The sequence below is a fragment of the Prochlorococcus sp. MIT 0916 genome (assembly GCF_047305155.1).
Taxonomy (GTDB): Bacteria; Cyanobacteriota; Cyanobacteriia; order PCC-6307; family Cyanobiaceae; genus Prochlorococcus_B.
Genome location: NZ_CP138980.1, coordinates 1,723,137 through 1,744,419, shown reverse-complemented (window position 1 = coordinate 1,744,419; position 21,283 = coordinate 1,723,137). Strand labels below are relative to the sequence as shown.

The following is a 21,283-nucleotide window of genomic DNA, read 5'->3' as shown; positions in this document are numbered from 1 at the left end:
TTAGGTAATTATTTCTACTAGGTATCAATGGATACTCTTTTATGCTTGGATAGTTATCATATTCTTATTACATCAAGATTTTTTGATATGAGCAAGAAAATCTCTAAGAAAGCCAGTGCTATTAGAACAATTTCTTTAGCAGTTGGTTCTCTAAGCCTTCTCGTTATTGCTGTTTCTCAAGTTACAGGCAATGAGGCCTGCACAAGCAATGCTTATTCGATTGAAAATCAAATAAGACTTTCATGATTTTATTTTCAATCTGAATATTTATAGTGCTTGATATTTTTAGGTGAATTTTTCAAGAGATATTTTTATTACTAGTTTGATCATTTTGGGATCCTCTTCGATTGTTGGTTATTTTTACCAACTTCAAATTGCTGTTGGATATGCATTGCTTAACGTGTTGGTACTGCTTATTTGGTCTAAACTCGCATCTCGCTAAACCTTCATTCATCCCGACTTATACCTAAATTATTCTTGGTCTTGTGAAAAATCTGCTAGTTCCATAATTTTTTTAAATTCGTCCATCTCCTCTTCCGAAACTCCTGTTTTCGCCTGAAGTTCTTTTAATAAAGCATCTATTTTTCTTTTGATATTTTCTTCGCTCAAAATTTTTAATTAAATAGATGACTAATTATAGATTCAATTTACCCTAAACCTGTTTAAAGACGACAAATTTTTGTTGTCAATTAGTACATATTATTTTGGTAGTCAATTCAGGCCTGTGCTCCATCTGCTACACGCATCGTCATTCCTCCATCCATGTCATCATCATCGTTGTTGTCCATTATTGCCTTTCCAACCTCATAGAGAAGATAAGTTCCAACAATGATTAGAACGAAAAGGAAATTAAATTCTCCTGAGTTTGAAGCGTATGTTTGAATTTCACCCATAATTATCCTCTGTTAAACAACCCTCTTCTCTTTTGTTGTGGCTTAGCTGCTCTAGTTCCACGAGACTGCTGCATTTCGGCTTTAGTAATTGGCTTACGATTTTGGAAAGTATCCCAACCAAGTAAAGCCACAGTTCCAATGGCTCCAAAGAAAAGAACTACACCTGGTATTAAATCCATCTAGTTGAATTAAGTTCAACAAAGTTAGTGGAATTATTAATTAGACCGTGGATTAAAAATATTGCTTCAGCTAATACCCCTGATAACTTTTGCTGTGTACGGGTGCCCCCTTTACATTCCTTTACTTTTCCTTTACATTCATGGCCATTATTTGAGTTTAATCTCGTGACTCCAGAAGCAGAAAAGTTTAATGGTTGGATGGCAATGATCGGCTTTATAGCTGCTTTCGGTGCTTACGCAACAACAGGTCAAATCATTCCAGGTATTTTTTAGGTTCTTATATGACTTCTAGTAACCCAGTTTCTGATCAATCAATAGATCCAACTGATAATCAATCAGAAGGTCAATCTGTTGATCCAACAGGAATCCCTGCTTACAGTTCTGCTTCTAATCAGATCATTACTGAATATGGCAAGCAAAACATGTTTGCTACCCAAGTACAAACTCAATTAGTTGAAAACTATTCCAACTACCCTGAGGAAGCAGAAAAGACCAATGGCCGTTGGGCAATGATTGGAATGATTGCTTTACTTGGCGCTTATATCACTACTGGTCAAATTATTCCTGGCATATTTTAAATAGCTTTAGACAAATCAATCTTCATATAAATCTAGAGATTTTTATCTAGATTTTTTTTGTTCCATTCGAGCATTTAATACCTTTTTTCCAGTTTTGCAAAATAAAAATTTAAATAAGCAAAAAATGCCAAAAACAATCATGTTAGGAATAGTTCCTCCAATAATCTCAGCTTGTCCAAGCAAATTAATTCTTAGGAAATACGATCACTGATCATCCTGATCAATGGCGCAATTGACCCTATTGCAAGCACAGCAAACATAACAAAAATGATTATTTTTGATTCCCATTTTTCCATGAAAATGGTTTAGCTAATTACCACTTATATCTGTGGATTTTTTATAGCTTTCGAAAAAAATAGTAATTTATTATCAATCAATACTTTCAACAAAAAGATAATTAGTCTTTACCGGAATTTTTACCAAAACCTGGAATAAAAGGAAATGCTTGATCATCTCCAAGGTCTGGGGCAGCACTAGTTTTCGAACCATCCAAGGCATCACTCGACTCTTCGATCACAATACCCATAGAGTTGTCTTTGTTCATGTCAGAACCCATTTGTGCTGCTACTACAGGGTTAATTCCTGAAAATATAGTGGTTGAAGTTATAAAAATAGACAAAGCTAAAAAACCAGCAGCTCTAAATATCTTTTTGAGCATGAATATAAATCAGTTATATACAATCTAACGTCGGTAATCACCCGACCGCGTTAGGTCTGAATACTCAATTAATGAGATTCAGTTAGATAATAGGAGTCGTAGCGATTGTTGAAACTTCTGAGAAGATTGCAACAGCCATAAATATGTAAGGAACTAATTTCATTGTTTTTGTGAATATGTATTAAGCATATATGCTCATCATCTAATCAGTGGTAGCTGATTGTACGGTTCTCGCCCTAGCCACCATAAGTAAATTTGTTTGTGGCTATAAAAATTTCTGATAACTGATATCAATTGCTATTACTGTTTTGTTGGATCGCTTTTTTTGCAAGATTCTCTAATTGATCAGTTGAAACTGGTGTCGTCTTGTTTTTTGTTTCTTTTAGCCCCCTTAGAGAAGAAGTTATTATTGCTAGTCCTAAAAATCCGCCTAACCCCAACCAAAAAATTCTTTCTATTAAGAGTGCTGTCGGATTACCAATTGCATCAGTTACTTGTTCCATCTTTTTTTACTTGAGAAGAAATTAATGATGAGATCAATCTTTATTAACTAATTTTGCCTGAATCCATCATAGAAATTACGTACAGAAATTCATGGCATAAAAAAACCCTCATATTTGAGGGATATGCTACTGAGAGATCCCCATCACCCAGTAATTCGAAAATACTACTCGCTCTGTACATATTACGCAAGCTATTAATTCCAGATATGGGCCTTTGTATCTGTTTTTTTAATCTTTTTAACACCAGATATGGTAGGGGTTGCAATTTGGTTGAAAAACAGTTAAAAATAAGTTCCCCATCACCCAGACCCGTAGGACACCATACCTAGGGTCTTTTTTATTGGAATTGCTTGTTTTCTAGAACTTGGAGTTTTTTAGAGATTGTGCAGCTGTGGAAAACATAGATGCGTGAAGTAATTTTTTTACACAGGTATCTATAAGAAAAACATTCACTTCGTGCTAACCGTAACACTAAATATTTTTAAATAAGTTAGGTTTATGCAAACAATTTCCTGATACATGTCTGAGCTTCAGCTAGTAGACTCGTTTCCCATCTGGAAAGCTGTTTTATGGTGCTTCTATCCTATGGCTGCTCTAGTTCTCGTAGAACTAATTTCTAGAGCACTTCCAGATGATGATGATGATTTTGGTGGAGGAAAGATGATTCCTGCATATCAACCTGTTCGAGCAAGGTAGTTATTTATATCGGTGTATTTACTATTCAGCTACAGTTGATATCGATAGTTAAATAAATAAGTTATAGAATGCATTTCTTTCTTGAGTATTTATACTTAAACCATAAGTATTGAAGTTTATGAAAGGTTTTAATTCATTTGTTTTAGATTTCAGTGTTAGCATCCTTGATCGAATTTACGAAGGTAGACCTATTCAACGTTTTTGGGTCCTTGAGGTGATTGCTAGAGCCCCTTATTTTGCATTCTTATCAGTTTTGCATTTACAAGAGTCGCTTGGTCTAAAGACTCCTTTAAGTAACAAGCTTATGAAGGCTCATTTTTACCAAGCAATCAATGAGACGGAGCATTTAGAGGAGATGGAATCACGAAGCGGTAATAGATATTGGGTTGATCGAGTTCTTGCCAGGCATTTAGTGCTCTTCTATTACTGGGTAATGGTTTTTTATTACTTACTATCTCCAACAAATGCATACGATATCAATATAAAAATTGAAGAGCATGCGTACGAAACTTATGCAAAGTATCTAACCGTTAATCCGAATGATAAGAGGATACGTGAAATCGCTCAAGATGAGATCAATCATGCTAACGAATTAAAAGAAGCAATTGCTTTGATAAGTTAAGACACCAACTTTTTGTTGACATTCTTAATGGTAATTTTTCCTTGAGGTTTTTAATTTATCTAAAGCAAGCATCTCCAACAATTCTGAGCTTCTCGATACGAGTAAGGTTCTCTCTCTTTAGCAATGTTTTAGGGGAAACAGCCAAGCCTAATTTGATTCTGTTTGGCAACGATTCAACTAATGATTCAATATCTGTTAAATCTTCATTAGAAGATGCAATAACATCTTTTGTGCATTCCCATCCTTTGGTTGTAATGATTTGAGGCCATATAAACCAAAGACCGCTAAATGCTCCGAGAACTAAGAAAAACAGATTTCTAATCATTGTTCAGATTTAATTTAGACTAATCTTTTGATTTCATTCTTTATTTATACCTAAGCAATGTGGATCCTCAAGCCCAGAGACTAGGTTTTGCAGTACAGACGACTGCACCATTTTTTTTATATTTCAATGTTCTCTTGCTTACTTGCTTGTTCTCTCGACATATTGATGGTTTGATTAGAGATGAATGTTTTGTACCCAAACTTACTATTTTTGATCAGGTGTAGTGGAAAAGCAATGGGCATTAAGGCTGATTGCGTTGAGGTGCGAATAGAGCAAAGATACGTGTGTTGAGTTAAGAGGCACCATTAATGGTCGACACTCCACCTGAGTATTTAAGAGAAGCGAACTGAATTCTGGTTCCTGCTCCAACATTCTCAATGAATAAGTGGGCTATTCGTCTGATGCGACAAGGATCAATGATATAGGTGCGTCAATTCAGTCGAAACTCCTCTGCATCGTTTAGGTGCCCTAACGGAGTAAAAAGCCTTTCTACTAGACACTTGGCCCCAGGCCACCAATATCCAGAAGCTTCCAAAGAATCGGTAAAGGAAAAGGGCCTCCCTGAGGCCCTTTTTAAATGTCTAATTAAAAGAGATTATTCTTTCTACGGTTTCCCTGCCAAATACGTACGGTCCTACAGAACTATTGATGAAAAGGAAAATCTAGGATAAGTGTACGTCAGGCAATCAATTGCACTGGTCATCAATTGATTGGCTTCTGGGGAGGAGCACTGACGTTTTTTATTCAAAGAAACAACCTTCTAAAGCTCAGTATAAAAAGAAGGTTGTCCTGAGAAGTTCAAAAAATATAAGAACAAACCACTGTCAGCCGTGTAAGAAGAATTACTAACATCTATTCCTTGTAGGCATTATAATTTTGTTTGTGGCAATGATTAGTAATATTTATGCAGGAAATCTTAATATTTTCATTTTTTATATTGAAGTATACCGAAAGGTAAAAATCCCTACCGGTCTTTACGGTCTTTGAGGCTGATTAGGAGTGGTTAAATTTGCATCTGATTTATTTTTTTCGATGTCTAAAGAAACTTACCAAGAAATTAAAAGAATCAGTGGTGAAGAATTAAAAGAGTTGCTATCTAATTTGGATAATGTTTTTTATTTAGGTACTGGTACCTTATTGGGTGATAGTTATTTTGCATCAACAGATTATTAAGTTACTGTTTATTTCTTTTGTTCTTTTGTATTTGTCATTTGAATTTTTTCCTCTAAATTTGAAAAAATCTACCTTCAAATGAATCCTTTTTTGGCAACCTATATAGATTTTGTTCAGAGTATTAGCTTTATATTTTTAGCGACTTTGACATTTTTTATTTCAAGAAAACTATTTTTAGACAACAAAAAAGATAATTACATTGAACCTGTGAAAATAAAAGTTGAAGAATGAATTTATTGCTAGAACTAAAAAAAATAGAAAAATGCCAAAAGCTTTTGAGGAGTTTAAATTCTCTGATGATCAAAGAACAGGGGCAGTGTCAGTTTTTTGGGAGAAGGTTCATCTTGCAGCTAAGGCCTTAAAGGAAGATACTAATTGCCCCAACGAGATCATTGCTAGTGGTTTAAGAGCCGTTGCGGCTGAATGGGACTGATTCTTAAGTTAGCTAAATAATTAGGAGTCATTAACATCTAATTTTGTTTGGGTTCGTCATTTGATTCTGGGTTCCTTTTTTTTTTCTCTTCTTCTTTCTTAAATTGCTTCATAGCTTTACTGCCTATCGCATCTTCGATTAATTCAAAAAACCAAGCTTTAATAGGGTTAGCCATTCTTAACGAATTAGATAGTTTGCGAATAACCAGATAGCAACGATAAACATAGCTGCTCTTCCGTGAATAACTTCTGATCTGCTTAGACGAGCAAAGATAGTCATTAATCACCGTGCTGTTATCCTTTTTATATCAGTACTTCTTTGAGTATGCATGGGTAATTGTTGGGATCTTTCTTTTGTTTTAGGGTTTTAAACTTTTGCTTATTGCTTATTGCTTGTAAATTCTTGTGCTATGAGCCTCTTACGCTTTGAACTTTTTCTTTAAAAGATTGTTTCTTATCTGTACGTGTATTTACTTTTAATGTTGTGTAAATACGTGGAGCACCTTTTCTATGAACTGCCTCATGACATTTCTTTAGGCATTCAAAAACTTGATCCCACTCCCCTTCAATTGCAGTTCCATTTGGACCCAGTTCATACTCGAGCTTATGTTCCTCAATAATTGATAAGCACGCCTTTATGTATGGAGATAATGAGACACTTACCCCTATTGGTACTAAGCAAAGATCTATGCTTACCCACATATCAACTTAAGATTGATAGCATTCTTTAAATTCTAGCTACTAATTTTTGTACTTAAAGTCTTCTTAACCAATAGCTTTAGACCAAAAAATACGGTAGGTCGGTTATTACTAATGTTTTTACTCAGTTATTCATCTCGTCTCTTTTGTGATTTAATTACGGTATAAAAAATATTGATATTTATGGATAACAATCAAATTCAGGTTCTACCTTTTCTTATTATTACCTTTGCAATATTGATGAGTGGTGTTACCGTTGTTTTCACTTAAGTGATTGTGTTTTTACTTCCGGTTAGATTAAGATTGGAAATCAATTCAATATTTTTTAATGAATTTTGCCACGATTGCAATCATTACAATTATTTCTACTTTATTTTTCTATATGATTTTTTTAGTGCTTGGGGTTGGAGGTATTGCCAAAAATCGCAGAGCTCAAGGTCTTGATCAAAGTAAAGGAAGTGATAAATAATCGATTTAGAAAAAAATTTAAGTAGTATTTTATATTTTGTAAATCAACCTTCTTAACCTCTACCTTTTTGACAAGTACCTATCAAAGTTCTATTCCTTTGAGGGGATGCAACTGAGTAGGTACCATATTTCCCATTAATTTTGTAGATCTTCTCAACGCTGTTTCTATTATCTCTTTGCGTAATTGTGTATGAATTACGTCTGATCAAAGTCCTTCCTTCTTTTTTTATTCCTTTATCGTCAATAGTAGATATAAATCCATCTAGATTAATTGTTAAATAGCTCGTTTCCCAATCTGGTTTTATTAGAGCACCTCTATTTATTTCATATTTACCAACACATTTTAGAAAAATTTCTTCCGATCTAGTTTTCTGCAATGGTACTAAGAGTAATCCTGATAGCAATACCAAAATGAAATTAAATCTCCTTGGTTGTATAGACTTAAATAAGTTGTTGATATTAGGAATTAGAATTTTAATACCTTTATTCATATCTTTCTTGCATTAAATTTTGCTTTTTACGAGTTTAATCTAAATCCCAATTTTGTAGGTGATTGTTTAGTTACTCACAATTTTATTTATAGATGAAATCGTCAGTGGAAATAACTTAATCTTTCTTTCCTCTTAAAATCATTATTAGTGGTACGCCTATTGTAAATAGTATTCCTATGGTTATGATGATTAATCCCATCGGGGAAAGGATCTCTACTCCTCCCATGACTTGTGATGCTTTTTGCGTTATGGCAATAATCATTAATTTATGGCGTATGCCCAAGGTATTGATAGCTTATTTTCACCAAGATACTTTTGCAATTTTCTTGAATTGATTTTCAATACTAGTCCATTTGTTGGATAGCTTGTAAATAACTTACCCTCTCTCCAACATTGATGATAGATTTCGATATCTGAAATGAAGTTTGTAAATTGAGTTTGAGGAATTTCAAAATTTAGATGTTTTAACTCTTGAAGTGATTGAAAATGGTTAATATTGCAATGACATATTTGAATAGCGCAGAATTGATATTTTTTAGAATGTGATTTAAAATTTTGATTTTCTATAAATTCAGGTTCAATATTTTTATTCGAAATATTTTCATCGTCGTAAAGAATTCCTTGTATTTCTATTCTGTTTATAATCGGTAGCCTTTTAGGAATACTTTTTAGAGACCTTACAGCTTCTGTAATGTCTTGAATATTTTTATTTATGGCCTTGTTAAATTCTCCATTGATATATTGAATGCCAATGATTGATCCAATTATTCTTGGTTCTAAAATTATCCTTGTATTCGGGAGAAATGTCTCCAACCATTCATCAACATTTCCTTTTCCTAATGATAAGAAGGCTTTTCTTCCAGATTTGTCATTAAAGATAGAATTTTCTTGAGATATTCTCTCAAGATTCCTTACAAGATGATTTAATACCTTATTGTCTTCTTTCATTTCTCAGTCCTACATTTATCTGATTCGTTTGCTTTTTATAATGGTAGGCATATTTAATATAGATAGATATTATTTATTGTAAGAGCAGAAATGAGCCAATATTATTGCCCTTTTTGCTCTTCTCGTTATCAATTTCATAAGACTAGTAGTAATGGTGTTTTGATTTGTGGTCTGTGCGGGGACCCATTAATAAAAAAAACCTCACTAAATTCAAGACGAATTATTGGAGTAGTTGCCGCATTAGCTTTTTTAGCTCCTTTATTAACAATGATTATTTTTATTATTGCGGATTTTACTAAGGAAAAACGACCAAAAAATTCTGAATCATTAGTCCTATTAACTACTTATAAAACATGGAAGATATAAATCCAGACAATCGACTTAATTTTCCTGCAACGAAAAGGAATCGTGATTTCATTGGCGAAGTCTTAAGTAATTATATTTCTCCCAATAGTTTGTTTTTAGAAATAGCTAGTGGTAGTGGAGAACACGGAGTTTTCTTTCAAAAAAAATTCCCATCAATTGTCTGGCAAACTAGCGATCCTGAATTAGTACACAGAAAAAGTATTAATTCATGGATTAAGCATGAGGGCCTTTATTCAAAAATGCCTGAACCGCTTGATCTTGATGTGGAGATGCGTCCTTGGCCAATAACTAAACAGCTTAGATCTTTGATTAAAGGAGTTGTATGTATCAACATGATTCATATCTCCCCATGGACTTGTACTAAAGCTTTATTTGAAGAATCAAAATATTATTTAGATCAGAATAATTTTTTGATGCTCTATGGACCCTTTTTACAAGAAAAAGTACAAACCTCCGAAGGTAACCTGATTTTTGATCAATCCTTAAAATTACAAAACCCACTCTGGGGGCTTCGCAGCATAAAAAACGTTAACGACATTGCATTTGAAAATGGATTTAAACTTGATAGCGTCATCGATATGCCAGCCAATAATCTTTCAGTTATTTATCGCTTAAAGTAAAATTGCACACAACTTTTCTTCTTTCTAATAAGAATTCCACAAATTCGGTAGATGCGATAGGAAAATAAGTTCACTACGCTTTTTTCTTGTGGAGTTTTCTGGCCCAGATGCAATTGATAAAGCTATCCAAGCTGGATTAGATCTAGATGGAAGTCCTATTCCATCAAAAATGCTAACCCTCTACAGGGATGTCATGGATAAAGAAAATGCGCGTAAAAGAAGTGGAGTTAAGAAATCAATGCGAAACCGTATTGTTAAAACTGGATCCAAACATTTTGAACAAGACACACTAAATAGACGATTAATTGATGCTGGTTGGGATGGATTAAAAGCTAAAGAAATTGACTTTTTTTATAACTGAGATCTGATAGCAGCAAATAAACCTAATATGTTAGTTGACATTAGTGTCACACTTTTTTCATTAGTCAATTCCTCTTTTAAGAGAAAAATTTTATAGCTTGTTTTCCCATTTATGTAGTCAAATTGACTGTATCATCAAGACTTTTTGTATCTGTTGCTTCTGAATTTCACATCCATGAGGCAAGCCGTACTTTCTGAGCTTTACGTATTTTAACAATTGGTTTACATTTATTTACATACACATCTCTGATTTCATCATGACTCCAGAAGCAGAAAAGTTTAACGGTTGGGCAGCAATGCTTGGCTTCGTTGCAGCCTTCGGTGCATACGCAACAACAGGTCAAATCATTCCTGGAATTTTCTAAACCAAATAACTATTCATAACAATGCAACCATCTAACAAAACAATTCTAGAAAGAAGCATCGGCAGACCAGCCATGATGGCATTCGTTCTACTAACAGGTATCTACCTAACAACCGGTCAACTTATCCCAGGTGTCGTTTAATGAAAAACCAAACCACTGAAACTCCAAGAGTAGAAGAAGGCAAAGTAATTGCTGAAAGACTCAATGGCTACGCAGCATTTGTTGGATGCTGGGCACTAATTGGTGCATATCTAACAACCGGTCAAATCATTCCAGGTGTTGTGTAATGACTACTCAAAACAACAATGGCAATAGAAACATTGATCCTGAAAAGTTAACTGCAGAAAGGCTTAACGGCTATGCAGCATTGTTTGGATGTATTGCTCTTGTTGGTGCATATGCAACAACAGGTCAAATTATTCCAGGATTTGTTTAATGGAAAAAAATTACTGGAAGACGGCTGAAATAATGAATGGTCGTCTTGCGATGATGGGCCTTCTTGCCGCTGTAGTTAACTATGGATTCACAGGCTGGATCATTCCAGGTTTCGTTTAAACTTATTTTATTATTAAAATGTCTTTAAGTTATTGGGTTCGTGCAGAAGTAGACGATCTACTTAATGAAGATACTTTCTTTGATTGCTCAGATTATTCTTCTCTCTTAGAAGATACTGATTGGGCATAAGTATTGATAAGATCTGGCAATGGAGACACAATTGGTTCATTGTCAGTTATGCAAAAAAAAATCATTCGAAACTTTGTGGCGAAGAAAAGGCTTGATTATGTGCAAGCAATGTTTTGACAAACTCCAGCAAAAGCGGTCTTGAATTTCTTGTCTCACTTTTTTAGCTTTATTTAACCCTAAGATTAACTATTATCTTCTCTAAAATTTTTTATTCTGTTTGATCATTCTTGTTCAGATTCCCATCTGATTTGAAATATTTAAAGTGTTAGCTTCATTAATAATTATTATTCTACTTAATAGCTTTTTAAGACCATACCCTTTACCTATTTTTTATTAGAATCAAGTTAGTATAGATTTGAAATTTTTTTGATGTGGACCAAAATATAAAATATTTAAAATTTCTTTCTCCTTTTTTAGGTGTCTTATTCTGCCCTATCACTATTCTATTCTTGTGGTCTTTTTTGTCTGATCCAGTAGTTGAATCTGAGACTGATCTTATAGAAGAAATAAGGCTCTAAAATTTTTGTCAATTTTAAATTATCTATCCTGACTTTAATTAATCTTTGAAAGTTTTTTATTTATTAATTATCAAACAATAGAAAATTAGAAAGGTTCACTTCCATTGTTAGTAGCTTAATAGCATTTTCTAATTCTTCTTCTGTTTGAAATCCTAATACTTCCGCTGGTTCTAGACCTAGTGAACTGAAGTCTGGTTCTATTCCGAATGGCTCTATGCTTTCTAAACTTCCGACTATATCTTCTAGTTCCTCTAACTCAGTCATGATCGTTAAAAATTTTTTTTTAATATTTTTCTAAGGAAAATTTATGAAACTTCAAGTTTGAAACCTTTATCTAAAAGTTGTTGATATGTGAGTCTTGCTTGAAACGCAAGGATCTCAATTGGTTCTTTGTCGTCTCTTTGCATGATAAAAAAGTGGTTGTCTTCTCCTTTTCTAGCAAAAATGACAATTTCAGATCCTCTTACTAGTCTCCAATTTTCTTGATTCTTATGTTCAGATAATGGTCCTAAATCCCATGGGGCCTTCTCTGGATACTTTTCTCTTTTTACCCTTGGCATGTATTAAAAGTGTCTATATATTTAAGCCTACACTTATGCTCTTCAACGTCAAGAATTAGTTTCTTAATCAGGAAAAGGCAGCCAATGAATATCCCTCATCAAACAACCTTTGGTAAGTAAACCTAGCTTCATACTCTTTAAATGCCTTTCTTTTACCATCATTTTTTTGTATGTATACATAATTATTGTCTATACGACTCCTTGTGAATGTATAAACGCTGTCTGCCTTGGATAGCATCCATTGAATTGATTTGTATTGACTTTGATCGATAGTTGTTAAATCCCATGGGATATTCTCCGGATATTTCTCTTGTATGGTCATGTTTTAATATTTATTTTTTTAATTTATGGTATAAAAACCTTGTAGACATGAGAATAAATACTGTTTTTGCTCAAAGAATATCTCTTAGATGATGATTTTTTCAATTTCTAAAATCATTGTATTGTCTGCAATATTTGAAAAAATATCTACCCATACAAAATTATTCTCTTGTCCAACCCGATGGAAGCATTTTAATTCATCTATTAAATTTAATGATACGTCACTTTAATTTCTTCTTAGGAAATTCTCCACATTATTGGTAATTTATATTGATTGCTTTTGCATTTCACTTATCGCATTTTTCATGTTGATATATGATTAACTCTTTTTTATTTCTTTGATTTCTTAAGAAAAGAAGTTATTGAAGCAACTTGGCTCGACATTTTTCTAATGATATATATATGAGATTACTTGGACTTGATAAGGATTCTTTCTCTAACTGGTGGGCAAAGTTACCAGAGGGATCGACTATAGTTGTGCAGCCTAAAATCGATGGGTGCGCAATAGGACTTAGATATAAATATGGACAATTAGTACATGCCTATTCTCGAGAGGATAGTGAGATTATTGAAAATATTAGGAATATTAATGCTATTCCTTTGAGTATTGATGACTCTCTTAAAGTTGAAGTTGAGTTGGAGGGAGTTTTATATACACCTTTCTCTAATTCAAAGATTTCACTTGAGCAATTGCTCTCAAGCTCATTCTCGCAAATTGACAATAGTACCTCTCTTTTATTTAAAGCATTCCAAATTTTTTGCTCAACAAGTGATGAATTGTCAGATTTGACCCAACTTCAAAACTGGGGATTCGAGGTTCCTATAACTCTAAGAACTGATGATCCTATGCAGGTCAAAAGATGGCATTCTCAATGGATGAAGAATGAATTGTTTTCAAACCTTCCTACCAATGGAATCGTCGCTAAATGCAATTCCTCTTTGACCAAGAATTTTTTGGGTGTTAGTCCTTCGTCTCCTAATTGGGCTTTGGCTTTAACTTGATAAATGATTGATTAATTATTTTGATCGTAGATTTGAACATGCTTCTTGTTCTTTTTTACTAGTCTCGATTCAGTTACCTTGGTTAGATTGCTAAATAAGCTCAATAAAATATTCTTTATAGAAGGCCTCCTATTCTTAATATGACCTTTACTGACAAGCAAATGTTTGAAGCAATAGAGACAAATGCGGATGTCAAGCTTTGTTTTGAAAAAATTTCATTCGCATGCAAGGAGTTAAAAAGTAAGACCGGCTGCCCTAATGATGATGTTGATCGATTTCTTGAATTTGCTATTGGTAAGTGGGATTATTCAAATTCAAATCCCTAATATGTACCTTATTTGCAATATCTTTGATTTTCATTGGTGGTGTTCTTTTTATTTTGTTTTATCCATTAATCTGACAAATTTTTTTATTTGGAAATAGTAAGTAGGGGTATTCCCTAATCTGTTTGAATAGAACTTATCGATTGTATTTCTTGGAAAAATGAATAATTTTATCTCTAAAATTAATTTAGGACTTCTGGCTGTAGGTTTTACTACAATATCTCTTCAATTATTTCCTATTTCTAGGCAAGCCTCAAGCTGGAATCATTGCTTAAGAAAAACATCGGAGACATTGAGTCAAGTCAAAGCTGTTATGAAAATGAATGATGATAGTAAGGAAGTTTTATCAGTGATGATATGTAATGGTGCTGTATTTGAACCCAAATTCAAGTCGAATATCCAATAATGTTTGGGCATTTATTTCTAGAAGTTTTGATTTCCATCCATTTTTAAGAAATTACGTTCTATAGCTCTTAGTCTGATTTGATAAGAATAATAAATCTAAAGGTAAGGTTCAAAGTAAATATTTCTTGTTGATACTAGGAATTCAATAGAATTCCTAATAATCCAGTAAATGCTAAAGGATGTATATAGATGCAGTACAAATCAGAGCGATTTTAAGAGATATTCATTATTTGTTGTAATAAGTAATTTTTTCTGATTCACGCATTAACAAATATTCAAAACTAAAGCTTTATATATTGAACGATTTGATTATATGAACTTTTCAATTTGCTCTTAGCAGTCTATAAGGAGGCATAGATTTTTCCTTATTTTATAAATATATCCTGCTATTGCTTGCGATTGAGCGTTTCCTTATAGCTAAATGATCTTTGGAATCATTTATTTTACAACACGCCAAAAAGGAACTTTCCTATAAATCAATTGTCTTAACCATGAATAATTTTCCGTATAACCTTGAATTCCTGAGTTTAATCTAGAAGGTTATGTTCCCATTATTTTTAGCTTTAATGTCTAGGACTAATGTAAATATTGTAAGTTTGTTAATTATAAGTTAGTATTATAAGTACAACCATTTATTTATCATGCTCACTGGTAAGGATTTATTAGCCAAGGTCAAAGACTTGGGAGATGTCTCAAAATCTGATCTTGTTAAAGCTTGTGGATATGTTTCCACCAAGAAGGGAGGCGGAGAACGTCTTAACTATACTGCTTTTTATGAAGCACTTCTAGAAGCTAAAGGTGTAAACCTAGCAGCTGAAAGTGCTGGTGGTATTGGTAAAGGTGGTAGAAAGCTTAGTTATGTGGCAACTGTCCAAGGAAATGGAAACCTATTGATAGGAAAGGCCTATACAGCTCTTTTAGATCTCAAGCCTGGTGATAATTTTGAGATTAAAATGGGACGTAAAGGATTCCGATTGGTTCCAGAAGGAGAAGGTTAATCTTTAAAAAACTGAATCAAAACATTTAGATTTAGCCGAGAAGCATATCTGCCTCTCGGCTTTTTTATTTGCTTAATTTTCTAGTTAAATTTGTCTGATTACTCATCTATATTTTATTTACCTAGAGAGATCTTTCTTCTCTTTTATACAGCTTTTTCCGTTTTGTACTTAAAGGATTCTTCCTTTTTACACCTCTTTTTTTTTGACTTATATCTAAATTGCGGTTTTTTTCTGAAATATAATTGCATATACCATTTTTATTTAAATCTTTTTTTGTCTTTTCATGATTCTTGCTCATCTGAATTTTAAGTATGATATTTTTTTCCTTTGATGCTTTTCGTCATGTCAAAATCTAAGATCTTTATTACTCATGAACGTTTTTATTTGAGATAAACCCTTGTTCAGACTTCTCTTGTCTTGACAGGGCCCATTATTTTGATCAAGTTTACACTCTTTCTTATCTTGTCTCTATTTAGTTTTATTCACATTCTGGTATCTAATTTCGTTATCCTTATGACCATGTACGTATCTTTAATTTTTGTTTGATCCGCTTTATAACGAAATTGTAACTAAAACTTCAGACTTAATGGTTTATCTCGTTCGACATTTTTTTATTGAGCTTGTTTTACCGTTGTCAATTTTTGTTGCTGTAATGCTTACTCTTTTCTTGAATTGGAGTTGGATACCTATTTCAAGTATTGAGCGTGAGAGGGCTCTTACTCTTGAGGAAGTTAAAAACCATCTATTTGAATAAGTTATCCTTTAAATTATTATTGGGCTCGATACTTGTTGATTAGATTCCTTCGTAATTATTCAAATATCTAAGCATCATTTTATATTTCTTGTTTTAGCTTGGATTCCAAAATATATTGACAATCCAATCAAAAGAATTACTAGTAATGAACTGCTACTCCCAAGGATTTCAATAAGCATATTTAGTTTAGATATCTAAAATCTTATTTTACATATTTAAACTCGTCCTAGGTCTTGGATCTATCCTCTCATCAACTGATGTTACAAATGGAATATAAAGCGGACAGTGTTTGAGAAATTCACAAATATTTTCGGGAGAAGACTTGGCTAAAGTAAAAATTAATTTTATTACTAGAATAATCACTTGATAGCTTTGAATTTATAAATATAATTTTTTATTCTTATTGGTCCTATTGGTTATTAATATAAAAGTTAAGCCTTTGTGGCATTTGAGCTTAATATCAAACAATTAACGTTTTAATATTTCTGAACTTAGAATTATGAATCCAGTTTGTATGAAATTTAGAAAAATTGATTATTTTCGCCAACTGGATGCCATACCTTTCCTTTTAATGTCAGTGATAATCTTCTTCCCCATAATAGGAATGGGAAAAAAAATTTAGTCATCTTATTAGAGGTGAAAATAATCCTGAGTACTTCTAACAGTGTGTCACTTGGCTCCTTGATCTGAGAGCAAATCCAATTAATTGCATCTGCTCCATGCATGATATTTTTATCACTAATAAGAATTGCTCCTTTATTCAAATCATATCCTTGTTTATAGAGTTGAGTTAATAGGGATAGATTTTTTCTTCCATCTAATATTTCGAATTCAGGAAGATTGCTTTTTAATTCAATTAATTGTGCAAAGTGATTGCAAAAAGGACATTCACCATCATATATAAATAAACTTTTATCTGACATGATTGTTTATCTGTTTATGTATTGTACATACACTTAGTCTGAAAACGCGTCAAAAAGGATAAAAAAAATTGGTATGAATCATAAAAAACAAGCAGTAAACATATTTTTATTCAGATATTTTGTCCTATGTCACAATATAAATTTAATGTGTTACTGTTATTGATAGATGTTAGAAAATATAAAAAAACTAAAAATTTGTCTGTTAACGTATGATTTATATATTGATTAATATTAACTTGTGCTTTTTAGTTTATAACTTATTCATATCTATTAACCATTTGATTCTTAGCTTTAGCTTTTGAAAACGTTGCTCTTTACATTCTCTTCTTGTATCTGGGGCCGTAATAAGGACATAGGAAGTGCTGTTACTATTGCGAATGAAAGAACAAGGATTAAATCTGTTGTGAAATGGCTTATACCTAGCTCTGAGTGAGCAAGAGCAAAGTTCAGTAATGACATTTGTTGTATTCAATACTCCTTGAGCATATTTTATTTTGTATATAAATATATATTATGTAGTAAAAATTATTGCTAAATAAAATCAGATTTTTCTAATAGTTGATAATTATAGAATAACTCATTCATCTTTAACCTTTTAATTTAGTGTTGGTAAAAAAACCTCACTTATCCTGAAAGTACTTTAGTATTTATCAAGTTCATTTTTGGAACGGATTCGTTCCTATCGGACATTATGATGAGAATCGTTGCCTATGTTCGTTATTCAAATGCTTCATTAATGTTTGATTGGCATTTCTTTTTGGGTGCCCTCATTTTTTTTATACTTTGTGGAATCTTGATATTTCAAAATCAGATTTGGGAGGAGGAAGACTATTCAAGAAATAAAAAATGGTACAAATGGAAATCTTCGGCTATTAAGGCAAATAAAGGTGATTTATCTGGGATCTATCCAAGAACAAAAGAATAATCAAATACGATTGCTGATTTCTCTCACTATCGAGTCTTAACATCATCCTTTTTGATAACTGGTTTTTGGGTTTAACATAATTCTTGCTTGTAAGAGCGAAACCAGATAAAAAGAGAAAATAGTATGTCTCTCTCTTTAACTCAGGTATGAATGAAATTAAATGTCCTGAATGTGGTAGTAGGTTCAGTATTGATGAAGATAGTTATTCAAATATTATTAAGCAGGTGAGAGATCAGGAGTTTGAGGATGAAATGAAGAAAAGCATTGAACTTCTTGAAAGGGATAAACAAAAATCCGTTGATCTTGCTATTCAAAATTTTCGTTTACAAATGCAAGAAGCAGCATTTGTAAACGAAAAAAAAATGCAAGGCCTTCAGTCTCAATTGATTGCTGCCCAGGCTGAAAAAACTATGGCCGTGAACAAGATTAAGCATACATTCGAAAAAGAGAGAGCTTCACTTGAGTATTTATTGGAAAAAACAAGAGAAAAGAATGAATTTGATAAAAAACTTGCAGTATCTGACGCAATTACTCAATTAAAAGAAGGGTATGAAAAGCTGAAGAATAACCTAGATAAAATTGAACTGCAAAAGGAATTATCTGAAAAATCTATAAAAATGAGATATGAGATTCAGTTAAAAGATAGAGATGATTTAATTGAGAGACTCCGTGATATGAAAATAAAATTGTCCACCAAAATGGTTGGTGAGTCACTTGAGCAACATTGCGAAAATGAATTTAATCGATTAAGGGCTACCGCGTTTCCTAATGCATATTTTGATAAAGATAATGATGCTAGTTTTGGTAGTAAAGGTGATTATATTTTCCGTGACTGTGATAGTGCAGGTAACGAAATAGTATCTATTATGTTTGAGATGAAAAACGAAATTGATGGCACTTCTAGCAAGAAGAAGAATGAGGACTTTCTTAAAGAGTTAAATAAAGATCGTATAGAAAAAAATTGCGAATATGCTGTATTGGTTTCTTTATTAGAATCTGATAATGACTTATTTAATGCTGGTATTGTTGACTTTTCATATAGGTATCCAAAAATGTATGTTGTTCGTCCGCAATGTTTTTTACCAATAATTTCTTTATTAAGGAATGCTTCCCTTAAGGCGCTTGAGTATAAATCAGAACTAGCAGCTATTAAAGAGCAAAATATTGATATCACAAATTTTGAAAATAGCCTTGAACTATTTAAGGATTCTTTTGGTAAAAATTATGCGCTAGCTTCAAAACGTTTTGAGACAGCAATAATGGAGATTGATAAATCCATTAATCACTTGCAAAAAACCAAAGATGCTTTACTTGGTGCTGATAGAAATCTTAGATTAGCTAATGATAAAGCTCAAGAAGTTTCGGTTAAAAGATTGACTAGAAATAATCCTACAATGAGAGAAAAATTTAACTCCATGAGAAAAAATGAGGCAGCATAAATAACTTGTTAATCTTGAATAAGTACTAGTTTAAATTTATATGAGTGGTTGGCTTTACATAATAAAGAATAGAGATTTATATAAGATTGGAATAACAAAAAACTTTGAGAATAGGATGAGACAACTTAAGCCAGATAATGTTGTAGCTAAATTGTATACTATTGAATTTGTAAAATTAGAGAGAGAGTTACATAATCGCTATAAAAAGTTCAGAATTCCTCAAACGGAGTATTTTAGATTAGAAAATTCTCATCTTAAGGAGATAAAACAAAGAATTTCCATACTTAATTATCCTATAAGTTTAACTTTAGGTATTTTTCTAAAATCAATATTATTCTTGTTATTTCTATTCTTACTTATATTAGTAGTTATGTCTTTATTTATTAATGACTTAAATATGGCTATATTTAAGTCACTTTTTTGGATTGAGAGGATTTCATTTGTAATCGCCTTTATTTCCTTATTCTTTCATTCAGGTAAATATTTAAGTTTTTGGAATGAATTAAAATTTAGATTCTCAAGATTAAGTATATTTATTTTGTTTTCTTTCTTATTTAGGCTTGCTGCTTTCTGTTTCTATCAAAATTGAATTATTATAAGTGATATTTATAAAGCTTACAATATTTTATTAACTTTAAACTTACCACATGTCTTTGCTTGACTCATCTTCTTGTTGTTGCTTTAGAAGACCAAGTCTTCTATCAAATTCAATTTCTTCTTGACTTTTTTGTTCTACTTTAGGATTTTTATTGCATTTTTCTCTCACTTCAATAATCTTTTTACTTAAGTCATCTGAGAAATGATCTTTTATTTCATCCCATGCTTCCTTCTCTTCAGCATTACCTACAGTTCCTTTGATTTGATCGATAATGATTTCCTTAACAAATTCCCTTAGATCACTTTCGCTCATAGAGTTAACTCGACTTGATATGTACATATCTTTAAGGGTATCTAGTTCTTTGTTGCTTAGATCCTTATAGGTAAGTTCTTCCATTTTGTTGTTTTTTTGATTAAAAATTATTTATAGACCCATTTAGCTTCTAATACTTCTGAATTGGGATTAAAACCTATTACATTCCTTTTTGCGTCCTCTTCATTATTAGCAATAACAGTCTGTTCATAGAAATTGCCCTGCTCATTAATCATACAAATTTTAAATCTCATTTTTGTTTAAATTTTTTTTATTTTATGCCATTTGTTTTTAAAAACAATTGATTGGTCATAATTGTTGAAAGCATAACCTTTCATGAGTTTATTTATTTTTACGATCAAATAGAGAATTTATTACAGCTTCAACCAATATTGCTGTAAAGAATAAACTTAATGATGGAATAAATAATGGATACCAGAGCTTTTGAAATAAAATATCAAAATAGGAATTACCATTAATACTTAATACAAAACTAAAAGCTAGAAATAAAGAACCTAATATTAAAATATAAAGATTATAAATTAATAAATTATCTAATGCTTTTTTCCATTGGGTTTCTTTTTCCATTTTATCTCAATTCATATTAAATTTGAATTTTGTATTGTTAAAAGCATTCATGCCTAAAATCAAGAAGTTCCCCTGAAGGCATAAAGGTCAATTCCAATTGATTTAAGGTAGAAAGCACCTCCAATAGCAACTAAGTTGAGGCAAAAAACAAAAATCCATACTTTCCATGATTGATTTTCAGAACCCATCTCTTTTGTTAAAGTTTATTTATACATCTTATTATGAGATGTATAAATAAACTTTAGCTTTAACTGCATACGAAAAGTATCAACTTAATGCATCAAGATCTCTTCTGTAATGTTTTGAGGTTCTAAAATCAATATCACTTGATTTCCAATCGGTATCTTCTAGTAAGTCCGAATATTTATCACTATTTGATGGAAGTTTTTTTTCTAATCTCCAGCCAGCCTCACTCAAGAAATCCACGTAGTCTTTAGAAAATATGTTTCCATTGATACTTGATGCCTCAATGCTTGCTCCTATTTCAGTTGATAACTCATCTTTTGTTTGTAATGTCATCTATTAAAAATCAATTATTTTTGTTCTAATCATTTTTT

At 32.0% G+C, this 21,283-nt stretch carries 43 protein-coding genes; 24 read left to right on the top strand and 19 right to left on the bottom strand.

The genetic code is table 11. The features are described from left to right. The first annotated feature begins 27 nt into the window (after nucleotides 1–27). Nucleotides 28–246, top strand: a complete 219-nt coding sequence (locus SIB53_RS09320) for a hypothetical protein (protein WP_219045868.1) — start codon at nucleotides 28–30, stop codon at nucleotides 244–246. 225 nt (nucleotides 247–471) lie between these two features. Here the strand turns inward: SIB53_RS09320 and SIB53_RS09315 are convergent, their stop codons facing one another. The 3 genes from SIB53_RS09315 to SIB53_RS09305 all read right to left on the bottom strand — a co-directional run bounded on the left by SIB53_RS09315 (nucleotide 472) and on the right by SIB53_RS09305 (nucleotide 1,072). Next, nucleotides 472–609 (bottom strand): hypothetical protein, encoded by a 138-nt coding sequence (locus tag SIB53_RS09315; protein ID WP_219087321.1) that lies wholly within the window; start codon nucleotides 607–609, stop codon nucleotides 472–474. 107 nt (nucleotides 610–716) lie between these two features. After that, on the bottom strand, nucleotides 717–893 hold the full coding sequence (locus SIB53_RS09310; protein ID WP_219087320.1) for a hypothetical protein: 177 nt from the start codon (nucleotides 891–893) through the stop codon (nucleotides 717–719). A gap of 2 nt (nucleotides 894–895) precedes the next feature. Further along, on the bottom strand, nucleotides 896–1,072 hold the full coding sequence (locus SIB53_RS09305) for a hypothetical protein (RefSeq protein WP_011295188.1): 177 nt from the start codon (nucleotides 1,070–1,072) through the stop codon (nucleotides 896–898). 165 nt (nucleotides 1,073–1,237) lie between these two features. Between SIB53_RS09305 and SIB53_RS09300 the strand changes: the two genes are divergently transcribed. Then, nucleotides 1,238–1,345 carry a high light inducible protein gene (locus SIB53_RS09300; RefSeq protein ID WP_011294533.1) on the top strand — a complete coding sequence of 36 codons (108 nt, stop codon included), beginning with the start codon at nucleotides 1,238–1,240 and terminating at the stop codon, nucleotides 1,343–1,345. 149 nt (nucleotides 1,346–1,494) lie between these two features. Continuing rightward, a complete protein-coding gene (locus SIB53_RS09295) occupies nucleotides 1,495–1,650 on the top strand; it encodes a high light inducible protein (RefSeq protein WP_187146463.1) in 156 nt (51 codons plus the stop codon). A 397-nt stretch (nucleotides 1,651–2,047) separates the two neighbouring features. On the opposite strand, the gene SIB53_RS09290 is transcribed toward SIB53_RS09295, so the two are convergent. Then, entirely contained in the window at nucleotides 2,048–2,308 is a 261-nt protein-coding gene (locus SIB53_RS09290) for a hypothetical protein (RefSeq protein ID WP_413677936.1), read from the bottom strand. Between the two features lie 290 nt (nucleotides 2,309–2,598). Continuing rightward, nucleotides 2,599–2,811: a hypothetical protein gene (locus SIB53_RS09285; protein WP_413677935.1), complete on the bottom strand. Its 213-nt coding sequence runs from the start codon at nucleotides 2,809–2,811 to the stop codon at nucleotides 2,599–2,601. Between the two features lie 519 nt (nucleotides 2,812–3,330). Here SIB53_RS09285 and SIB53_RS09280 point away from each other — a divergent pair. Both SIB53_RS09280 and SIB53_RS09275 read left to right on the top strand, forming a co-directional pair. After that, a complete protein-coding gene (locus SIB53_RS09280) occupies nucleotides 3,331–3,507 on the top strand; it encodes a hypothetical protein (protein WP_269605792.1) in 177 nt (58 codons plus the stop codon). A 118-nt stretch (nucleotides 3,508–3,625) separates the two neighbouring features. Beyond that, nucleotides 3,626–4,129, top strand: a complete 504-nt coding sequence (locus tag SIB53_RS09275; protein WP_413677934.1) for an alternative oxidase — start codon at nucleotides 3,626–3,628, stop codon at nucleotides 4,127–4,129. 55 nt (nucleotides 4,130–4,184) lie between these two features. Here SIB53_RS09275 and SIB53_RS09270 read toward each other — a convergent pair whose 3' ends face one another. Continuing rightward, nucleotides 4,185–4,454 carry a hypothetical protein gene (locus SIB53_RS09270; protein ID WP_413677933.1) on the bottom strand — a complete coding sequence of 90 codons (270 nt, stop codon included), beginning with the start codon at nucleotides 4,452–4,454 and terminating at the stop codon, nucleotides 4,185–4,187. A gap of 999 nt (nucleotides 4,455–5,453) precedes the next feature. On the opposite strand from SIB53_RS09270, the gene SIB53_RS09265 reads away from it, so the two are divergent. Continuing rightward, the gene (locus SIB53_RS09265; protein WP_413677932.1) at nucleotides 5,454–5,627 is read left to right on the top strand and encodes a hypothetical protein; all 174 of its coding nucleotides are present in this window, start codon (nucleotides 5,454–5,456) and stop codon (nucleotides 5,625–5,627) included. Nucleotides 5,628–5,889: 262 nt separating this feature from the next. Beyond that, complete coding sequence (locus SIB53_RS09260; RefSeq protein WP_413677931.1) at nucleotides 5,890–6,060, top strand: hypothetical protein; 171 nt, start codon at nucleotides 5,890–5,892, stop codon at nucleotides 6,058–6,060. A 37-nt stretch (nucleotides 6,061–6,097) separates the two neighbouring features. Here the strand turns inward: SIB53_RS09260 and SIB53_RS09255 are convergent, their stop codons facing one another. After that, nucleotides 6,098–6,235, bottom strand: a complete 138-nt coding sequence (locus SIB53_RS09255) for a hypothetical protein (protein WP_413677930.1) — start codon at nucleotides 6,233–6,235, stop codon at nucleotides 6,098–6,100. A gap of 232 nt (nucleotides 6,236–6,467) precedes the next feature. After that, nucleotides 6,468–6,761: an MTH1187 family thiamine-binding protein gene (locus SIB53_RS09250; RefSeq protein ID WP_413677929.1), complete on the bottom strand. Its 294-nt coding sequence runs from the start codon at nucleotides 6,759–6,761 to the stop codon at nucleotides 6,468–6,470. Between the two features lie 325 nt (nucleotides 6,762–7,086). Here SIB53_RS09250 and SIB53_RS09245 point away from each other — a divergent pair, with 325 nt between their 5' ends. Continuing rightward, nucleotides 7,087–7,227 (top strand): hypothetical protein, encoded by a 141-nt coding sequence (locus SIB53_RS09245; protein WP_413677928.1) that lies wholly within the window; start codon nucleotides 7,087–7,089, stop codon nucleotides 7,225–7,227. A 52-nt stretch (nucleotides 7,228–7,279) separates the two neighbouring features. Here SIB53_RS09245 and SIB53_RS09240 read toward each other — a convergent pair whose 3' ends face one another. Continuing rightward, nucleotides 7,280–7,603, bottom strand: a complete 324-nt coding sequence (locus SIB53_RS09240; protein WP_413677927.1) for a hypothetical protein — start codon at nucleotides 7,601–7,603, stop codon at nucleotides 7,280–7,282. Between the two features lie 375 nt (nucleotides 7,604–7,978). Continuing rightward, nucleotides 7,979–8,665 (bottom strand): hypothetical protein, encoded by a 687-nt coding sequence (locus SIB53_RS09235; RefSeq protein ID WP_413677926.1) that lies wholly within the window; start codon nucleotides 8,663–8,665, stop codon nucleotides 7,979–7,981. Between the two features lie 90 nt (nucleotides 8,666–8,755). Between SIB53_RS09235 and SIB53_RS09230 the strand changes: the two genes are divergently transcribed. The 8 genes from SIB53_RS09230 (at nucleotide 8,756) to SIB53_RS09195 (ending at nucleotide 10,931) form a co-directional block, all read left to right on the top strand. Further along, the gene (locus tag SIB53_RS09230) at nucleotides 8,756–9,031 is read left to right on the top strand and encodes a hypothetical protein (RefSeq protein ID WP_413677925.1); all 276 of its coding nucleotides are present in this window, start codon (nucleotides 8,756–8,758) and stop codon (nucleotides 9,029–9,031) included. Further along, nucleotides 9,019–9,651, top strand: a complete 633-nt coding sequence (locus SIB53_RS09225; protein ID WP_413677924.1) for a DUF938 domain-containing protein — start codon at nucleotides 9,019–9,021, stop codon at nucleotides 9,649–9,651. The genes SIB53_RS09230 and SIB53_RS09225 overlap by 13 nt, the downstream gene beginning before the upstream one ends. Before the next feature lie 88 nt (nucleotides 9,652–9,739). Beyond that, nucleotides 9,740–10,012 (top strand): DUF4090 family protein, encoded by a 273-nt coding sequence (locus tag SIB53_RS09220; protein ID WP_413677923.1) that lies wholly within the window; start codon nucleotides 9,740–9,742, stop codon nucleotides 10,010–10,012. A 256-nt stretch (nucleotides 10,013–10,268) separates the two neighbouring features. After that, a complete protein-coding gene (locus tag SIB53_RS09215) occupies nucleotides 10,269–10,376 on the top strand; it encodes a high light inducible protein (RefSeq protein WP_011125327.1) in 108 nt (35 codons plus the stop codon). Nucleotides 10,377–10,397: 21 nt separating this feature from the next. Then, nucleotides 10,398–10,517, top strand: a complete 120-nt coding sequence (locus SIB53_RS09210) for a high light inducible protein (protein WP_011294968.1) — start codon at nucleotides 10,398–10,400, stop codon at nucleotides 10,515–10,517. Next, nucleotides 10,517–10,663, top strand: coding sequence for a high light inducible protein (locus SIB53_RS09205; RefSeq protein ID WP_011294648.1), 147 nt, complete (start codon nucleotides 10,517–10,519; stop codon nucleotides 10,661–10,663). Before SIB53_RS09210 ends, SIB53_RS09205 begins: the two co-directional genes overlap by 1 nt. After that, the gene (locus tag SIB53_RS09200; RefSeq protein WP_413677922.1) at nucleotides 10,663–10,812 is read left to right on the top strand and encodes a high light inducible protein; all 150 of its coding nucleotides are present in this window, start codon (nucleotides 10,663–10,665) and stop codon (nucleotides 10,810–10,812) included. The genes SIB53_RS09205 and SIB53_RS09200 overlap by 1 nt, the downstream gene beginning before the upstream one ends. After that, nucleotides 10,812–10,931: a chlorophyll a/b-binding protein gene (locus tag SIB53_RS09195; protein WP_413677921.1), complete on the top strand. Its 120-nt coding sequence runs from the start codon at nucleotides 10,812–10,814 to the stop codon at nucleotides 10,929–10,931. The genes SIB53_RS09200 and SIB53_RS09195 overlap by 1 nt, the downstream gene beginning before the upstream one ends. A gap of 710 nt (nucleotides 10,932–11,641) precedes the next feature. Here the strand turns inward: SIB53_RS09195 and SIB53_RS09190 are convergent. The 3 genes from SIB53_RS09190 to SIB53_RS09180 form a co-directional block, all read right to left on the bottom strand. Beyond that, nucleotides 11,642–11,842 (bottom strand): hypothetical protein, encoded by a 201-nt coding sequence (locus SIB53_RS09190; protein ID WP_413677920.1) that lies wholly within the window; start codon nucleotides 11,840–11,842, stop codon nucleotides 11,642–11,644. Nucleotides 11,843–11,883: 41 nt separating this feature from the next. Continuing rightward, nucleotides 11,884–12,138 (bottom strand): hypothetical protein, encoded by a 255-nt coding sequence (locus SIB53_RS09185; RefSeq protein ID WP_413677919.1) that lies wholly within the window; start codon nucleotides 12,136–12,138, stop codon nucleotides 11,884–11,886. A 67-nt stretch (nucleotides 12,139–12,205) separates the two neighbouring features. Further along, nucleotides 12,206–12,460, bottom strand: a complete 255-nt coding sequence (locus tag SIB53_RS09180) for a hypothetical protein (RefSeq protein WP_413677918.1) — start codon at nucleotides 12,458–12,460, stop codon at nucleotides 12,206–12,208. Between the two features lie 371 nt (nucleotides 12,461–12,831). Here SIB53_RS09180 and SIB53_RS09175 point away from each other — a divergent pair, with 371 nt between their 5' ends. The 5 genes from SIB53_RS09175 (at nucleotide 12,832) to SIB53_RS09155 (ending at nucleotide 15,941) form a co-directional block, all read left to right on the top strand. Beyond that, nucleotides 12,832–13,461 carry an NAD-dependent DNA ligase gene (locus SIB53_RS09175; protein WP_413677917.1) on the top strand — a complete coding sequence of 210 codons (630 nt, stop codon included), beginning with the start codon at nucleotides 12,832–12,834 and terminating at the stop codon, nucleotides 13,459–13,461. Between the two features lie 140 nt (nucleotides 13,462–13,601). Next, nucleotides 13,602–13,787, top strand: a complete 186-nt coding sequence (locus SIB53_RS09170) for a hypothetical protein (RefSeq protein ID WP_413677916.1) — start codon at nucleotides 13,602–13,604, stop codon at nucleotides 13,785–13,787. Between the two features lie 157 nt (nucleotides 13,788–13,944). Then, on the top strand, nucleotides 13,945–14,190 hold the full coding sequence (locus SIB53_RS09165) for a hypothetical protein (RefSeq protein WP_413677915.1): 246 nt from the start codon (nucleotides 13,945–13,947) through the stop codon (nucleotides 14,188–14,190). Nucleotides 14,191–14,830: 640 nt separating this feature from the next. Then, on the top strand, nucleotides 14,831–15,187 hold the full coding sequence (locus SIB53_RS09160; RefSeq protein ID WP_011293945.1) for an AbrB family transcriptional regulator: 357 nt from the start codon (nucleotides 14,831–14,833) through the stop codon (nucleotides 15,185–15,187). Between the two features lie 538 nt (nucleotides 15,188–15,725). Further along, a complete protein-coding gene (locus SIB53_RS09155) occupies nucleotides 15,726–15,941 on the top strand; it encodes a hypothetical protein (protein ID WP_413677914.1) in 216 nt (71 codons plus the stop codon). A gap of 521 nt (nucleotides 15,942–16,462) precedes the next feature. Here the strand turns inward: SIB53_RS09155 and SIB53_RS09150 are convergent. Further along, nucleotides 16,463–16,864 carry a DCC1-like thiol-disulfide oxidoreductase family protein gene (locus SIB53_RS09150; protein WP_413677913.1) on the bottom strand — a complete coding sequence of 134 codons (402 nt, stop codon included), beginning with the start codon at nucleotides 16,862–16,864 and terminating at the stop codon, nucleotides 16,463–16,465. A gap of 691 nt (nucleotides 16,865–17,555) precedes the next feature. On the opposite strand from SIB53_RS09150, the gene SIB53_RS09145 reads away from it, so the two are divergent. The 3 genes from SIB53_RS09145 to SIB53_RS09135 all read left to right on the top strand — a co-directional run bounded on the left by SIB53_RS09145 (nucleotide 17,556) and on the right by SIB53_RS09135 (nucleotide 19,817). Continuing rightward, a complete protein-coding gene (locus SIB53_RS09145) occupies nucleotides 17,556–17,789 on the top strand; it encodes a hypothetical protein (protein ID WP_413677912.1) in 234 nt (77 codons plus the stop codon). A gap of 146 nt (nucleotides 17,790–17,935) precedes the next feature. Further along, nucleotides 17,936–19,228, top strand: coding sequence for a DUF2130 domain-containing protein (locus tag SIB53_RS09140; RefSeq protein ID WP_413677911.1), 1,293 nt, complete (start codon nucleotides 17,936–17,938; stop codon nucleotides 19,226–19,228). A gap of 40 nt (nucleotides 19,229–19,268) precedes the next feature. Continuing rightward, nucleotides 19,269–19,817 carry a GIY-YIG nuclease family protein gene (locus SIB53_RS09135; RefSeq protein WP_413677910.1) on the top strand — a complete coding sequence of 183 codons (549 nt, stop codon included), beginning with the start codon at nucleotides 19,269–19,271 and terminating at the stop codon, nucleotides 19,815–19,817. Between the two features lie 51 nt (nucleotides 19,818–19,868). Here SIB53_RS09135 and SIB53_RS09130 read toward each other — a convergent pair whose 3' ends face one another. The 5 genes from SIB53_RS09130 to SIB53_RS09110 form a co-directional block, all read right to left on the bottom strand. Further along, nucleotides 19,869–20,222 (bottom strand): hypothetical protein, encoded by a 354-nt coding sequence (locus SIB53_RS09130; protein WP_413677909.1) that lies wholly within the window; start codon nucleotides 20,220–20,222, stop codon nucleotides 19,869–19,871. Nucleotides 20,223–20,245: 23 nt separating this feature from the next. Beyond that, complete coding sequence (locus SIB53_RS09125) at nucleotides 20,246–20,374, bottom strand: hypothetical protein (protein ID WP_413677908.1); 129 nt, start codon at nucleotides 20,372–20,374, stop codon at nucleotides 20,246–20,248. 106 nt (nucleotides 20,375–20,480) lie between these two features. Continuing rightward, nucleotides 20,481–20,726, bottom strand: coding sequence for a hypothetical protein (locus tag SIB53_RS09120; protein WP_413677907.1), 246 nt, complete (start codon nucleotides 20,724–20,726; stop codon nucleotides 20,481–20,483). A 59-nt stretch (nucleotides 20,727–20,785) separates the two neighbouring features. Next, nucleotides 20,786–20,914 (bottom strand): hypothetical protein, encoded by a 129-nt coding sequence (locus SIB53_RS09115; RefSeq protein WP_413677906.1) that lies wholly within the window; start codon nucleotides 20,912–20,914, stop codon nucleotides 20,786–20,788. 79 nt (nucleotides 20,915–20,993) lie between these two features. Further along, nucleotides 20,994–21,245 carry a hypothetical protein gene (locus tag SIB53_RS09110; protein ID WP_413677905.1) on the bottom strand — a complete coding sequence of 84 codons (252 nt, stop codon included), beginning with the start codon at nucleotides 21,243–21,245 and terminating at the stop codon, nucleotides 20,994–20,996. Between the last annotated feature and the right edge of the window lie 38 nt (nucleotides 21,246–21,283).